The following is a 15,474-nucleotide window of genomic DNA, read 5'->3' as shown; positions in this document are numbered from 1 at the left end:
CGCACGAGGTGAACGGCGGTGGTGAGCGGAGCGAGCCGGGTCGGGGCGCGGCGGCTGCGGGCAGGCTCCGGGGCGGCGGACAGGTGGCCGCGGCGCGCCCCCCTCGCGGGCCGGGCGGCCCGGCGGGGAGGGCGGGACGAATGCCGGATGGCCGGGACGGCGACGGCGTGGCGAACGATCCGGGGCGGTACCTGCTGCGGATTCACGACCCCGACGGCGAGCCGCGCGGCCTCGGCTTCGCCACCGACCCGCAGGGCACCGTCCTCACCGCGCACGAGACCGTCGCCGGACTCGACCGGCTGCTGCTGCACACCCCCGGCGGACAGACCCGGGTCTTGGGCCCCGAGAGCATCCGGCCGCTCCCCGAACACGGCCTCGCGCTGCTGCGCACGGCGGGCGTCGGCGGGCTGCCGGTGCCGCCGCTGCCGGTCGCGGCGCTCGGCCGGGAGTACCCGGACCTGCTGGTCGCGGGCGCGGTGGGGGAGGACGGCCGCCCCCTGGTGCTGCCCGGTACCGTCCACGCCGCCACCACCGGCGGGTACGCCTGGGACGGGCGCTTCCACCTCCTGGACGGCGTGCTGCTGGTGGACCTGCCGCCGGGGTCGGCCGGGGTGGGCGCCGTGCCCGGTGCGCCGCTGGTGGACCTCCGCAGCGGTGCGGTGGTGGCGGTCGCGGTGCCCGCCGTGCGCAGCCCCCGGCAGGGCGGCGACTTCCCGGCCGTTCCGCTGGTGGGCTGCGGCGGGCCGGGCGCTGCGGACGGGTCGGACGGCGAGGGCGTCCGGGGTGCCGTGGACGGGCGGGGCGCCGCGGACGGGTCGGGGGAAGCGGACGGGCCGGGCGCAGCGGACGGGCGGGGGGAGGCGCAGGGCCCGGGGGAGCGGGGAGGGGCGCTCGCCGAGGCACTGGCGGAGGCGCTGGCCCGCAACGCGGCGACCGTCCCGGCGTACGGGCCCGCGCTCAACCTCGCCGGGGTCCTGCGGCTGACGGCCGTCCAGCTGACGGCGGCCCATGCGGGGCCGGGACGGGTCGCGGGGCTGGCCGCGGACCGGGTCGACCGGCCGGACGGACTGCCCGACGCGCTGTTCGAGGGGATCCCCGAGCGGGCCGGGGGTGGGAGCGCGGACGCAGGAGGGGGCGGAGGCGCGGGCGGGTACGAAGGGGGCGGGGGCGCAGGAGGGGGCGGCGGGGAAGGGTCGGGTGGCGGCGGTGGCGGCGGTGGTGGCGGCGATGGCGGTGGTGGCGCCGGTTCGGGGCGGCGGGCTGCCGTTACGGTGCTGGTCGGTGAACCGGGCAGCGGGCGCTCCACCGAACTGGCCGCCCTCGCCGTCCGGCGGGCGAGCGGCCCCCGGCCGCTGCCGACCCTCTGGCTGCGCGGGGCCGACCTGCGCGCGGTGGCCGGCGCAGCCCCGGACGGCCCCGGCGGCACCACGTCCGAGCCACCCACGCCGGTCCGTCCGCTCTCGGAGGCCCTCGGACGGGCCCTCACCGCGGCCGGCGCCGCAGCGGGCACCGAGCCGCCCGACCCCGCCACCGCAGCCAGGATCTGCGCGGCGGCGAACCGCCCGCTGCTGGTGATCCTGGACGGCCCCGAGGAGGCACCCGCTCCGCTCGGCCCCGACTGGCTGTCGGCCGCCGCCGCATGGCTGGACTCCTGCGGGGCACGGTTGCTGACGGCCTGCGGACCCGAGGCCGGAGAGCGGCTGACGGCCGACCGGGGCGGCGGCCCGGTGGTCGCGGTGCACCACCTCGGGCCGCTGCCCGCCGAGGCCGCCGAACGGGTCCGCCGCCGCTACGGCGCGCCCGCGGGCCCACCCTCGGCGCCCGATGCCCGGCACCCGCTGGCCCTGCGGCTGGCGGGCGAACTGGCGGCCGAGGGCCTCGGCGGCGCCCCGGCACGCCGCAGTGACCTGTTCTCGGCCTACCTGGACCTGTGCTGCCTGCGGATCGCCGAGCGGATGGTCGTCGCGGAGCACCCGCGCCGCCCCGGGGCGCACCGCCGCGGAACGGTCCGCCCGGCGGGCCCGGTCCCCGGGAGGATCCGGCGGCTGGCGGCGGCGGTGGCCGGGCGGGTGCACGAGGCGGCCCGGCGGATGCTCGGCGCGGGGCACGGCGGCGCCCTCGGGAGGCGCGCGTTCGAGGACCTGTTCCCGGTGGCCGACGGCTGGGCGGCGGCGGTGCTGGCGGAGGGCCTGTTCGTCCCGGCGGGAACGGGCTACCGGCCGGCGCACGGCGAGTTCGGCGACTGGCTGCAGGGCCTGCACCTGGACCTGGACGCCGCACTGCGGCTGTTGCTCGGCGAGGAGGCCGACACCCTGCCGTCGGACGCCGACCGGGCCGTGCCGCGGCACCGTGTCGGGCCGGTGTCGGCGGCACTGCGCCGACCCGCCGACATGGATGGCGCCGGTGGCGCCCGGGCGTTGGACCCCTGGCTGCACCGGCTCCACCGGGCCCTGGAACTGCGTCCGCCCGGCAGCGAACCTGCCTGGTGGGCAGGCCGGTTGCTCACCGCCACGCTGGCCGCGAGCCCGGATCCGGCCGAACACCGGTTGCTGCTTGAGCAGTTGTCCGAACAGATCGGCGAACGGGCGCGCACGGCAGGCGGGTTCGACCGGCTGCCGGTGGCCGGACTCGGACGCTTCGGGCCGGAATTCTGGACCGGACTCGGGCTGCCGCTGCCGCTCGAACTGGACCTGCTGCGCCGCCTGGTGCCCGCAGACGGTCCCGGACAGCCCTTCCTCACCGCGGTGGCCGGGAGGCTGCGGGCTCACCCGGCGGCCGTCCTGCCCCTGCTCTGCACCTGGTTCGCCGACCCGCGGCCCCTCCTGCACGGTGCCCCCGAACAGCCTGCGGACTCCGCACACCCCTCGGACCCCGCCCCCCGTACGGTCGCCGACCTCGCCCACGTGCTGCTGTACGCCCACCGCAGCCTGGCGCTGGACGATCTGACGGAGGCCCTGGCGGGGGCCGCCCACCCCGGCGCCGACGCGCTGCTCGCCCGGCTCGCCGCCGACGAGCCGTCCGCGGTCTGTCGGGCGGTGGACCGCTGGAGCCATGATCCGCGCCCCGAACGGCACGTGGCCGCCGCCGTCCACGCCCTGCGGGCCGCTCCGCACGCCCGGGGCCCCGGCCGGGAGCTGCTGTGCTTCGCCGCGCAGGCCCTGCTGGCCCGGGAGGACGAGCCCGGCCTGCACGGCGCCGCCCTGGCGGTGCTGATACGGGTGGGGCCCGATCGGGGGCCCGACCGGGCGGCGTACCTGTCGGCCGCCCTGGAGCTGTACGCCCGGGGCGGGGACGCCTTCCTCACCGCTCCCGTCCTGGCCCCGGCGCTGGAGACGGACCCGGAGCCGGTGCTGGCGGCGTTCACGGTACGGCTGCCCGATCCGGGAGCCGTCGGCGGGGTGCTGCGGGTGCTCGCCGGTGTCCGGGATCCGCTCGCCGCCCGCCGCAGTGCCGAGCTGGTGGGTCGGCTGTTGCGCGAGCGCCCTGATCTGGCCGACCCGATCGCGGCCGACTACCTGGGTGCCCGGCTGGACCGGGACGCCGAACCGGGTCCGGCCGTCCGGTTGGAACTGCGGCTGTTGCTCGGTGCCGTGCTGGCCGCCCGCAGCACCGCGGTTCGCCGGGCGTTCGCCGCGGAGCTGACCGGGCCCGGTCCGACCGCAGGGACCACCGTCCTGCGCCGGGAGCTGCTGGGCACCCTGCTGGCGGCGGAGACGGATCCGTTGGTGCTGACGGCCGTCCTGGAACGGGTGGCGGAGGCGGGGGCGGGCGGCGAACCGGCCCGGGTGCGGGCGCTGGTGGCCCGGGTGGCGGCAGGACTCCCGGGTGCGGACGGACCGCTGGTGCAGTGCGCGGCCCGCTCGGCGCCGTTCGCGAGGCTGCTCGCCGACTGGCCGGACGGACCGCCGTACGGGGCGGGCCCGGCGCGTCCGAGCGGCCCGCTGCTCGACCGGATGCGGGCCCTGTTGCGGGACGGCCGGACGCCCCGGGAGGCTGCCGCCGAGGCCGTCCGCGGACCCGTCCGTACGGCCGCGGGCGGCACCGGATCCGAGGGCCCGCGCCCAACCCGCCTTCCGGTGCCGAAGCAGAGCCGGGCGCATGGCACGCTATAGGGGTTCGGGTTTTGAGCGTTTGAGCGTACAGAAGGTACGCGCCGTACGGAACAAGGAGCGGTCAGGGTGCAGCGCTGGCGTGGCCTGGAGGAGATCCCCGGTGACTGGGGACGCAGCGTCGTCACCATCGGCTCGTTCGACGGTGTGCACCGCGGACACCAGTTGATCATCAACCGGGTGGTCGAGCGCGCCCGGGAGCTCGGCGCGCGCAGCGTCGTCGTCACCTTCGACCCGCACCCGAGCGAGGTCGTCCGCCCCGGCAGCCATCCGCCGCTGCTGGCCGCGCAGCCGCGCCGTGCGGAGCTGATCGAGGCGCTCGGCGTGGACGCGGTGCTGGTGCTGCCGTTCACCACCGCGTTCTCGCAGGAGTCGCCGGAGGACTTCGTCCGGCAGGTGCTGGTGGACGCGCTGCACGCGCGGCTGGTCATCGAGGGCCCGAACTTCCGCTTCGGGCACCGGGCGGCCGGCAACGTGCAGTTGCTGGCGGAGCTGGGCCGGGCGGCGGACTTCGAGGTCGAGGTGCTCGACCTCCAGGTGCGCGGTGCGGCGGGCGACGGCGAGCCGTTCTCCTCCACCCTCACCCGGCGGCTGGTCGCGGCCGGCGACATGGCCGGCGCCGGCGAGGTGCTGGGCCGTCCGCACCGGGTCGAGGGCACCGTGGTGCGCGGCGCCCAGCGCGGCCGTGAACTCGGGTACCCCACCGCCAACGTGGCGACCGTGCCGCACAGTGCGATCCCGGCCGACGGGGTCTACGCCGGCTGGCTGACCGCGCAGGGCGAGCGGATGCCCGCCGCCATCTCGGTCGGCACCAACCCCACCTTCGACGGCACGGCCCGCACCGTCGAGGCGTACGCGATCGACCGGGTCGGCCTCGACCTGTACGGGCTGCACGTGGCCGTCGAGTTCCTCGTCTACCTGCGGGGCATGGAGAAGTTCGACTCCATCGAGGCGTTGCTCGACCGGATGGCCGACGACGTGAAGCAGGCCCGTGAGCTGACCGAGACGGGCTGATCCGCCCGGATCCCGCCGTGGGAGCAGCGAGGGCCCGCCGACCGGAGACCGGTCGGCGGGCCCTTTTCTTTCGTCGTTCCGTGCCCTACTGCTGCTGCGGCGGGGCCGGCGGCGGGTAGCCGTACCCGCCCTGCTGCGGGGGCTGCTGCACCCAGTCCTGCGGGAGCTGCTGGGCGCCCGGCTGCGGGTAGCCGTAGCCCGCCGGGGGCGGCGGCGCCTGCCCCGGCTGCGCGGACCACGGCGCGCCCGGTGCGGGCTGCGCCCCCGGGTAGCCGTACCCGCCCTGCTGCGGGTACGGCTGCTGCGCCTGCTGCGGGTAGCCGGGCTGCTGCGGGTCGGCGTACGGCTGCGGCTGGCCCTGCTGGTACGGCGCGCCGCCCTGCTGCTGCCAGCCGGCCTGCTGGGCGGCCTGGTGGGCGCGGATGATGTCCTCGCCGACCAGGGTGGCCAGGTCGAAGTACGCCTCGCGGACCTTGGGCCGCATCATGTCGAGGTTGACCTCGGCGCCGGCCGCCAGACTCTCGTCGAAGGGCACCACGACCACGCCGCGGCAGCGGGTCTGGAAGTGCGCGACGATGTCCTCGACCTTGATCATCTTGCTGGTCTCGCGGACCCCGGAGACCACCGTGATGGAGCGCTGCACCAGGTCGGCGTAGCCGTGCGCGGAGAGCCAGTCCAGGGTGGTGGAGGCGCTGGAGGCACCGTCCACGCTGGGCGTGGAGACGATGATCAGCTGGTCGGCGAGGTCCAGCACCCCGCGCATCGCGCTGTAGAGCAGCCCGGTGCCGGAGTCGGTCAGGATGATCGGGTACTGCCGGCCGAGCACGTCGATGACCTGGCGGTAGTCCGAGTCGTTGAAGGTGGTCGACACGGCCGGGTCGACGTCGTTCGCCAGGATCTCCAGGCCCGAGTGCAGGTCCTGCGAGGTGAACTGACGGATGTCCATGTAGCTGCGCAGGTGCGGGATGGCCGTCACCAGGTCGCGGATGGTGGCGCCGGTCTGGCGCTTCACCCGGCGGCCGAGCGTTCCGGCGTCCGGGTTGGCGTCGATCGCGATCACCTTGTCCTGGCGCTCGCTGGCCAGGGTCGCGCCGAGCGCGGTGGTGGTCGTGGTCTTGCCGACGCCGCCCTTGAGGCTGATCACCGCGATCCGGTAGCAGCTCAGCACCGGCGTCCGGATGACCTCCAGCTTCCGGACGCGCTCGGCCGCCGCGGCCTTGCCGCCGAACTGGAAGCGGGGCTGCTGGCGCTGCTGCTTCGGCTGGTTGCGCAGCAGCCGGTCCGAGGACAGCTCGACGGCGGCGGTGTAGCCGAGCGGTGCGCCGTGGGCCATTTGCTGCGGCGGCGCGGACTGCTGGAACGCGGGCGGCGCCTGCGGCACCCCCGCCTGCTGCTGCCACGGCTGTGCGACCGGACCGGGCTGCTGCGGCTGGGCGGTGTGCGGCTGTGGGCCGGGCTGAGGGGTCTGCTGGTACGGGTTCGGCCAGCCGTTCTGCCGCGGGTCGACGGGCGGTTGCTGGGGCTGGGCGGCCTGCGCCTGCGCCTGGGCCTGCGCTTGCGCCGCCTGGGCTTGCGCGGCCTGCGCCTGGGCCGCCTGCGCTGCCTGGGCCTGGGCGGCCTGGGCCTGCGCCTGTGCCGCGGCTGCCTGCTGGGCGGCCCAGGCCGCGGCCTGCGGGTCCGCTGCGTGCTGCTCCTGCGGTGCGAAGGGCGCCTGCTCCTGCGCCGCGAAGGGCGGCTGGGCCTGCGGCGGGAAGGGCTGCGGGGCCTGCTGGGCGTGCGCGGCCTGTGCGGCGGCGGCCTGCTGCGGGTCGGTGTACGGCAGCGGCTGGGCCGGACCGGGCGGCACGGCCGCGTTCGGCGGGAACCCGCCCTGGTCCGCCGGCGGCCACGGCTGCGCGGACTGCGGAGGTACGGCCTGCGGAGGGACGGCCTGGTGCTGCGGCTGGAGCTGCTCGGGAGCGGGCACCGGCGCGGGCCCGGGCGCCGGAGCGAACGGGGCCGGCTCCGGTTCGGTCGGCGGCCCCGGCACCGGAACGGGCTGCTCGAAGGCGGGCACCGCCGCCTCGGCGGGCGTCGGCACCGGAACCGGGGCCGGGCCCGGTGCCGCGACCGGAGCGGGTGCGGCCTGGGCCTCGGCCGGAATTGGCGCGACGGGCACGGGGGCCACCGGCACGGGGGCCACCGGCGGGACCTCGGCCGCGGCCGGGCCGGGAGCTTGCGCCGGTCCGGGCCCGGGCACCGGAGCGGGCGTCGGAACGGGCGCCGGCGTCACCGGGGCAGGGGCGACCGGGGCGGGCGCCTGCGCGCCGGCCCCCTGCGCACCCGCCGCCGGATCGCTCTGGACGTACCAGGACGGGGGAGTGTAGTCGGGCGCGTCGGACCAGTCGTCGTCGTCCTCCGCCGCGTTGTCGCCGACGTAGACGCCGTCCCGATCGCTGCTCACCTTGGGCTCCCTCGTGTACGCAGCCGCTGTCCGCGGTGCCGTTGCCGCACCAAAGCCTAGGGCGTCCGCCGCCTCCCGTTGAAGGCGGAGTCTTCCCCGCCCCCGGCAACTCCTTCGCCCACGGCATGCCCGGCGGGCGTCAGTCCATGCGGCGCGGTCCGCCGAGCACCTGCTGTTCGGCCTGGCCGGCGACGGTGCGCACGTACTGGCGGCGCATCCGGGTGGTCCACAGCGTGATGTCGTCGCCCAGGGCGGGCAGCGAGGTGATGTCCTGGTCGCCGAGCGAGAGCACCCGGCCGATCAGCTCGGCCTCCTGCGGGGAGACCCGCTGCACCCCGACGAGGTCGGCGGCGTTCAGCACCCGGGCCGCGTTCGGGCCGAGGTAGGGCAGCAGGGTGAGCGTGGTCTGCCAGGGGGCGGCGGAGAGCCGGCTGCGCGGGGGGCGGACGCCGAGGTCGCGCACCACCAGCACCGGCGAGGTGACCGAGGCGCCCTGCGGGCCGAGCCGGCCGACCTGGTGGACGGTCACGCACGGCTGTCCGCCGCCGGCGGCCTGGGCCATCGCGGACCACAGCTGGGGGCGGGCGGTCTCCACGGAGATCCGGGCGCCGGTGGCGGCGGCCCGCAGCGCGATGATCTGCGCCGTCCAGACGCCGCCCACCAGCACCAGGTCGTAGGCGCTGGGGCGGAACAGACCGAGGACGGCGGGCTGCTTCTGCGGGTCCTCGCCGATCACCACGCCGTCGTCGCCGACCGGGAAGGAGAGCGCCGAGAGGTCCTCGGTGGTGAGCACGTGCTTCTCGCGGCGCGGGCCGCGCAGTCCGAAGCCGGGGAGGATCCGCGGCCGGCTGCGCGCCTGTTCGGCGGCGGGCTGCGGGGCGGCGGAGAAGGTCTGGTACGCCATCAGGATGCCCCTCCGAGCGGCAGGGTGGCGAGCAGGCCGGGCGCCTGCTCCAGGTCGAGCCGGGACAGGCCGAGTCCGACGCTCTGCGCGCGGGACTCCACCAGGCGGCCGACCTGGGCGACCTCGCTCTCGCTGCGGCCGGTCACCCGGACGTGGCCGCTGACGGCGACCGAGTCGCCGGTGCCGTGGGTGGCGGTGAGGCTGAAGGTGCTGGCCAGGGCGGGCGTGCCGGTGACCAGATTGACCAGCTCGGGTGCCGAGATCCGGCCGGGGGTGCCGCCGGGCCGGCTGAGCTGCGGCCACTTGGCGATCCAGTACGTGCTGTGCCAGCGGTCGTCGATCCGCCAGAAGCGGTTGCTCTCCTGGGTGCGGCGTCCGCCGCCGCTGCCGCCGCCGGAGCCCTGGCGGCCGGCCACGGCCAGCGGGTTGGCGCAGGTGGAGATGGCGAGGGCGGCGATCAGCTCGCGCTCGTCGAGGACGGTCGCGGTGAAGCCGGCGCCGTTGAGGCGTCCGGCGAGCTGGTCGGTGACCCGCTGCAGGGCCTTGCGGGCGCCCTCCTCGCCGCCGCCGCGGGCGCGGACGGCGGAGGCGGCGCGCTCCGGGTCGAGCTTGAGCGCGACCCAGGTGAGCCGCAGGCCCGGGGTGGCGGTGCCGTCCGGCAGCTGCTGGTAGGCCCGCGCGGCGAGCGACTGCTCGGGCAGGTGCGGGGCCGGCGCCGGCTGGGTGTGCTGCACCAACTGGACGGATTCCAGGGTGATGTCGTCGACCCGCAGGGCCGAGCAGATGACGTCCAGCGGCAGCGGCAGCGCGGTGCGCGCCGGGCGCAGCGGCTGGTCCTTGGCCTGGACGAGCAGGACGGAGCTGAGGAAGGTGCCGTCGCCGACCATGCCGGTCTCGCGGCGCATCGGGCGTCCGCCGATGTCCGTCTCGGTGGCGTGGGTGCAGGTGCGCAGCGCGGGTTCGAGTTCCAGCGCGGGTGCGAGGGCCGGGTCGGTGCCGGCCGGCGGCACGTTGCTGCGGGCCTTCTTCTGGCGGGCCTTCAGCGCCGCGCGCACCTTGAGCGCCTCGGGGACGGTGCGTCCGCGCAGCGGGACGGCGGCGAGCGCGACGAGCACCAGGCCCACCGCGCCGAACGCGCCGGCGACCGGCTTGCTGATCGTCCAGCCGACCGCGACGAGCGCCACCGCGACCTCGACCAGCACGAGTTGCTGGAGCCTCAGCCGGCTGCCGAGGAGGCCTGGGCGCGGGTGGACGCGTACCGGGACGGGCGCGCCGGGGGCGCCGGCCGGTGCGGTTCCGGGCGTGGCGGCAGCGTCCCGGTTGCGTGGCGCGCGCCGGTCGGCGCGGCGTGCACCCCGGCCCTGCGACGTGCTGCGTCGCCCTGGAGCGGTCTGGCTTGGCATCCCCCGAGTGACCCTCTCTGATCGGTTGTCGCGGCCCGGTTGGGCGGTCGGCGAACAGTACCCGTACCGTACTCACCGTCTGCTGCCGCATCGTAGAGGGTTCGAGGTCTCGCTCGCCCGGCGGGTGCGGACCACGGGGCAGGCCGGTAACAGTCGGTCGGACAGGGGAGACGACGAGCATGGCATCACGCCGGGACGAGCTGAACGCCTACACCTTCGCGCGCAAGCGCACCGTGGGGGCCTTCCTGCTGCCCAGCGGGGGCGGCAGCGACGAGGATGCGCCGCGCCCGCTGAAGGCGGTCCTGCCGAGCGTGATCGTGGCCGCGCTGGTGGTGGGCGGATTCGGTGTGTGGGGTGTGTTCAAGCCGAGCGCGCCGGTGAATTGGGACAACGGCAAGAACATCGTCCAGGGCAAGAAGTCGACCACCCGCTACGTGGTGCTGGTCGATCCGGACGGCAAGACCAAGCGCCTGCACCAGGTGCTGAACATGGCCTCGGCGCGCCTGGTGCTGCCGGTCGACGCCAAGGTCGTGGTGGTCGCCGACACCGTGCTGGACGCCTACCCCAACCACGGGCCGACGATCGGTATCCCGTACGCGCCGGACAAGCTGCCGAGCCGGGCCAACGTCAGCAAGGCGATGAAGTGGTCGGTGTGCGACCGCCCGGGTTCGGACGCCAAGCAGGGCACGGTCAACCAGGCGGTGTTCCTGACCGGCGGCAAGGAGGCCGCCGCGTTGGAGGCCAAGGACCGGATGCTGGACATCGACCAGGCGCTGCTGGTGCAGCAGGTCGACGACCAGCAGGTCAGCACCCAGCCGACGGCGGGTCAGGGGGCGGCGCCGAAGCAGCCGAACCTGTACCTGGTCGACGCGCAGGGCCGCAAGCACCTGATCGGCACCGAGAAGTCCGACGCCACGGAGCGGCGCGCGCTGCAGACCGCGGTGTTCGGGCCGAACGCGGAGCCGCAGCCGGTGAAGAAGGAGTGGCTGGACACGCTGGCGACGGGCACGCCGGTGACCTTCCCGGAGCTGCCGGGGATGGACGTCGGCGCGAAGCAGGCCAACTCCACGGTGGCGCTGCAGAAGGCGGAGGACCGCCGGGTCGGCCGGGTGGTCAAGTACGGCGACAAGCACTACGTGGTGGGCAAGGACCAGCTGTTCGCGCTGACCGCCTTCCAGGCCGAGCTGTTTCTCCAGAACCCGAAGCTGGTCGAGCTGTACAAGGGCAAGAAGGATCCGGCCGAGCTGACCTCGGCCGACCACGCGAGCTTCGGCGCGGGCGTCCCGAACGACGGCAAGCTGCCCTCGGTGGCGCCGGACTGGCCGGCCAAGTCGGGCGTTCAGGCCAACAACTGGAAGGCGCCCAAGGACGCCCGCCTGGTGGTGTGCAGCACCTTCGACGGGGTCGGCGCGGACGGCCGTACGCCCAAGCGCAGCGTCTGGGCGGGTACGGAGTACCCGGCCCGCTTCAACAGCAGCTCGGGTTCGGCGCACGTGACCCCCGGTCACGGCCTGCTCTACCGGGCGCTGGACGGCGGTCCGGACGGTTCGGGCATGGACTACCTGGTGACCGAGACCGGTCTGCGCTACTCGGTGCCCGCCAACAGCGACGGCGGCAAGGGCGCGGCCCCGACCGCGAAGCCGGGCCAGCCGGGGGCGAGCGGTGCCCCGGCGACGCCGTCCGCGCAGCCGACCGCCCCGGCGGGTCCGCCGGAGCAGGAGGAGCAGGGGGGCGCTCAGGCGCGCCTCGGCTACCGCGAGGTCAAGCCGGTGCCGGTGCCCAAGGAGTGGTCGAACCTGATCCCCAACGGTCCGGCGCTCAACACCAAGAACGCCGCTCAGCAGCAGGACGCCTGACGTTCAGTTGGGTGCAGGAATTGGGCACAGTGTCATGGTCTGGTAACTACCGCCCTCCCGGTGTTTGTCGAGCTGTGTGTGCCGACTACAGTGCTGCACGACGTCACACCGTGGCGTTGAACCGGGGGCGCAGTGTGTGGCTTTCCGGATCAGATGTCTGTCTTCATGGGGGACGGTAGATCATGGCTGGTCAGTTCAAGACGACCGCTGAGGAGATGAACGCTTTCGCCAAGCACATGGGCGAGGTGATTCAGCAGATCCAGGGCGAGATCAGGAAGCTCGACACCCTGGTCGGTTCGATCGCCGGAGGATGGCAGGGCCAGGCTGCGACCGCGTACAAGGCGCTGCAGACCCGCTTCAACGAGGACGCCGCGAAGCTCAACCAGGCGCTGACCTCGATCAAGGAAGCGATCGAGCTCACCACCAAGCAGTACTCCGCGACCGAGGCCGAGCAGCAGGCCGCGTTCAAGAGCTGAGCAGGCTGACTCCAGCCGCACGGCCCTGACGCAGCCGCGTCGTCCACCGGGGGGTCCCGCAGAGGGGCGCTCCGCAACCTCGACAGGGAGACATCGTGTCCGACCACATTCTCGTCAACTTCGAAACCGTCCGCTCCGCGGGCAGCGAGGTCCGCAGCACCGCCCAGCGCATCAACCAGCAGCTGGAGGAGCTCAAGTCCGGTGTGAAGAAGATCGCCGCCAGCTGGGAGGGCGCCGCCCAGCAGGGCTACCAGGCCCAGCAGCAGAAGTGGGACACCAGCGCGGCCGACCTGCAGCAGGTGCTGCAGACCATCGGCACCACGCTGGACAAGGCGGCCGAGAGCTACCAGACCACCGAGAACGCCAACAAGGGTCTCTGGGGCTGATCCCGAGCCGAGCCCCGCAAGGGGTGGGCTCAACCACGCAGTAAGGGGCGGGTGTCCGGTTCGACGGGCACCCGCCCTCGCGCGCGATCACGGGGTGGAACATGAGGGGTGGCAGGGTGTCCGGACGCAGGTTCCGGCGGTCGGCGGCGGCCGCGGCCGCGCTGGCGGTCCTCGGCGGGTTCGGCGCAGGGCCGGCGTACGCGGACGCGGGTGCGGACGGCGTCCGCTGGTCGCCGCTCGGGATAGCCGCCTCCGGCGACTGCCCGGCCAACGCACCGAACGTGAAGGCCGTCCCGTGGGCGCTGCAGCGCGTCCTGCTCGACCAGTTCTGGCAGGACGGCGCGGCCACCGGTGAGGGGGTCGTCGTCGCGGTCATCGACACCGGTGTGGACGACACCAACCCGCAGCTGGCGAGCAAGGTGATCGAGGGCCCCTCGCTGCTGAAGGACAAGGACAAGAAGCCGGTCGAGGGCGGCAGCAAGGTCGACCCGGTCGGCCACGGCACCAAGGTCGCCGGCATCATCGCGGCCTCCCGTACCGACGCCACCGGTTTCGTCGGGCTCGCCCCGAAGGCCCAGATCCTGGCGATCCGGCAGAACGACGCGGAGGGCAACGGCGACGTGCGGACCCTCGCCGAGGCGATCCGTGAGTCGATCGCCCGCGGTGCGAAGATCATCAACATCTCGCAGGACGTCCGCGGTGCGGGCGGCCCCAACTTCGACGGCGCCGACCAGCTCAAGGCCGCGGTCGACCTCGCCGAGGCCAAGGGCGTCCTGATCGTCGCCTCGACCGGCAACGACGGCAAGGAGGGCAACACCTACCCGGCCGCGTACGAGACCGTGCTCGCCGTCGGCGCCTCCGACCGGAACAACGAGCGGGCGGTGTTCTCGCAGTACGGGGACTTCGTCGACGTCGCCGCGCCCGGGGTCGACATGCTGTCGACCGTCCCGCGCAGCGGCCAGTGCGTCGACAACGGCACCAGCTTCGCCGCCCCGTACGTGGCCGGCCTGGCGGCGGTGCTGCTCTCCGCGCACAAGGACTGGACGCCCGCCCAGCTGCGGGCCCGGATCGAGCAGACCGCCCAGCGCACCCAGCGCGACAGGAACATCTGGATCGGCTGGGGCGTCGTCGACCCGCTGAAGGCCGTCACCAACGCGCCCGCCTCCCCGCCCTCCACCGCCGCTCCGGACGCGCCGGTGCAGCTGGCCGGGGCCCACGTCGTGCCCCGGCCGCTCGGGCTGGAGGAGACCCAGGCGGACCGCGACCAGCGCACCGCCACCTACGTCCTGGGCCTCGCGGCGCTGGCCGTCGCGCTGCTGGTCGGCGGCACCGTCGTGCTGCGCGACCTGCGCCGCCGCCGCGCCGCCGGGTAGCGCCCCCGCGGCGCCCGCGGATGCGGACGTGCCCCGGGCCGTGTGGGTCGGCCCGGGGCACGTCGCTGTGGGGGTGGGGTGGGGGTCAGGCGTCCTGCTGGTCCTCCGGCAGGGTGATCACCCAGCGGGTGTCCTGGCGGGGGCGGAGGTAGCAGAACCAGTAGAGGGTCGCGGCGGCGGTGATGCCGCCGGTCCACAGCAGCGGGACGGTGTCCAGCTGGGTGATGACGTAGCCGAGCACGACGATCAGCACGACCGGGACGGCCGGCCAGAGCGGCATCCGCCAGGCGGGGGCGTCCTTGTGGTGCCGGCGGCGGGAGAACAGCGCGGCGACGGCGACCAGCAGGTACATCCCGGTGACGGCGACGCCGGTGATCTCGCTCAGCAGCTCGCCCTCGACGAAGCAGAGCGCGGCGCCCGGCAGGCCGACGGCGAGCGTGGCGACCCAGGGGGAGCCGAAGCGGCCCAGGGTGGAGAAGGCCCGGTTGACCGGCTCGGGCCACGCCTTGTCGCGGGCGGAGGCGAACAGCACCCGGGAGTTCTGGATGACCATGACGATGCCGGCGTTGATGATGGCCAGCGCCACGCAGAGGCTGATGAAGGTGGCGACGGCGGAGTTGCTCCACGCCTCGACCATGCCGGAGATGTCGCCCGAGGCGAGGGTGGCGAGGTCGGGGGCGCCGACGGTGATCGCGGTGACCGGGATCAGGATGATCGCGGCGGAGATGCCGAGGGTCCACAGCACGGTGCGCGAGACGTTGCGGCGCGGGTTCTCCAGCTCCTCGGAGAGGTAGACGGCGGTGGAGAAGCCCTGGGTGATGAAGAGCGCGATGCCCAGCGCCCCGACGATCGCGCCGATCGAGACGGTGGTGGCGCCGCCGCCCTCCCCGGTGACCACGCCGTGCAGCATGCTCGGCGCGTCCGGGTTGGCGTGGCCGAAGCCGAGGACGGCGACGACGCCGGCCGCCACGACCTCAAGAACCAGGAAGATCCCGGTGATCCAGGCGTTGGCGCGCAGGTCGAGCAGGCCGGCCAGGGTGGCGGCGAGCATCACGGCCGCGCCGGCGATCGCGGTGTCCACGTGGAGCACCGGCTCCAGGTACTCGGCGGTGCCGAGGGCGATCACCGAGGGGACGATCATCACCACGATCAGCGAGAGTACGAAGACCAGCCAGCCGGCGAGCCGGCCCGCCAGGGTGCCGACCATCGCGTACTCGCCGCCGGCGCTGGGGATCAGGGTGCCGAGCTCGGAGTAGCAGAACGCGACGGCGATGCAGAGCAGCGAACCGATCCCGATGGCCAGCGCGGTGGCGCTGCCGATCGAGGAGAACAGCTCCGGCACGATCACGAAGAGCGTCGACGCCGGCGTGACGCAGGACAGCGTGAGCAGGGTGCCGCCGACGACGCCGATCGAGCGCTTGAGCGTGGGGGCGTCGGAGGTGCTGCCCTCGGCCGCCGCGGCGGGGGCTACGGCGCGTGGCGGGCGAAGCGTGTCGGTCATGTGGCTTCC

General features: G+C 75.0%; 10 protein-coding genes. 6 read left to right on the top strand and 4 right to left on the bottom strand.

The genetic code is table 11. The annotated features are described in order from the left end of the window. Window positions 1-140: 140 nt before the first annotated feature. Window positions 141-4,112, top strand: coding sequence for a serine protease (locus ACWGB8_RS09655; protein ID WP_452211929.1), 3,972 nt, complete (start codon window positions 141-143; stop codon window positions 4,110-4,112). A gap of 66 nt (window positions 4,113-4,178) precedes the next feature. Then, window positions 4,179-5,123: a bifunctional riboflavin kinase/FAD synthetase gene (locus ACWGB8_RS09650; RefSeq protein WP_452211928.1), complete on the top strand. Its 945-nt coding sequence runs from the start codon at window positions 4,179-4,181 to the stop codon at window positions 5,121-5,123. A gap of 85 nt (window positions 5,124-5,208) precedes the next feature. Here the strand turns inward: ACWGB8_RS09650 and ACWGB8_RS09645 are convergent, their stop codons facing one another. From ACWGB8_RS09645 to eccE, 3 genes are all read right to left on the bottom strand, one after another. Then, window positions 5,209-7,566 (bottom strand): AAA family ATPase, encoded by a 2,358-nt coding sequence (locus tag ACWGB8_RS09645; protein ID WP_452211926.1) that lies wholly within the window; start codon window positions 7,564-7,566, stop codon window positions 5,209-5,211. A 139-nt stretch (window positions 7,567-7,705) separates the two neighbouring features. Next, window positions 7,706-8,470 carry a hypothetical protein gene (locus ACWGB8_RS09640; protein WP_452211924.1) on the bottom strand — a complete coding sequence of 255 codons (765 nt, stop codon included), beginning with the start codon at window positions 8,468-8,470 and terminating at the stop codon, window positions 7,706-7,708. Next, on the bottom strand, window positions 8,470-9,672 hold the full coding sequence (gene eccE, locus ACWGB8_RS09635) for a type VII secretion protein EccE (protein ID WP_452211922.1): 1,203 nt from the start codon (window positions 9,670-9,672) through the stop codon (window positions 8,470-8,472). The genes ACWGB8_RS09640 and eccE overlap by 1 nt, the downstream gene beginning before the upstream one ends. A gap of 380 nt (window positions 9,673-10,052) precedes the next feature. Between eccE and ACWGB8_RS09630 the strand changes: the two genes are divergently transcribed. The 4 genes from ACWGB8_RS09630 (at window position 10,053) to mycP (ending at window position 13,964) form a co-directional block, all read left to right on the top strand. Further along, window positions 10,053-11,729 (top strand): type VII secretion protein EccB, encoded by a 1,677-nt coding sequence (locus ACWGB8_RS09630; RefSeq protein WP_452211920.1) that lies wholly within the window; start codon window positions 10,053-10,055, stop codon window positions 11,727-11,729. 182 nt (window positions 11,730-11,911) lie between these two features. Next, window positions 11,912-12,205, top strand: a complete 294-nt coding sequence (locus ACWGB8_RS09625; RefSeq protein WP_452211918.1) for a WXG100 family type VII secretion target — start codon at window positions 11,912-11,914, stop codon at window positions 12,203-12,205. A gap of 95 nt (window positions 12,206-12,300) precedes the next feature. Further along, entirely contained in the window at window positions 12,301-12,591 is a 291-nt protein-coding gene (locus ACWGB8_RS09620; RefSeq protein WP_452211916.1) for a WXG100 family type VII secretion target, read from the top strand. Between the two features lie 116 nt (window positions 12,592-12,707). Further along, window positions 12,708-13,964 (top strand): type VII secretion-associated serine protease mycosin, encoded by a 1,257-nt coding sequence (gene mycP / locus ACWGB8_RS09615; RefSeq protein WP_452211914.1) that lies wholly within the window; start codon window positions 12,708-12,710, stop codon window positions 13,962-13,964. Window positions 13,965-14,049: 85 nt separating this feature from the next. Here mycP and ACWGB8_RS09610 read toward each other — a convergent pair whose 3' ends face one another. Next, on the bottom strand, window positions 14,050-15,465 hold the full coding sequence (locus tag ACWGB8_RS09610) for an APC family permease (protein WP_452211912.1): 1,416 nt from the start codon (window positions 15,463-15,465) through the stop codon (window positions 14,050-14,052). Window positions 15,466-15,474: the final 9 nt, after the last annotated feature.

The sequence above is a fragment of the Kitasatospora sp. NPDC054939 genome (assembly GCF_053610105.1).
Note: the sequence above shows the minus strand (reverse complement) of the source record. Positions and strands in the feature narration are given on the sequence as shown.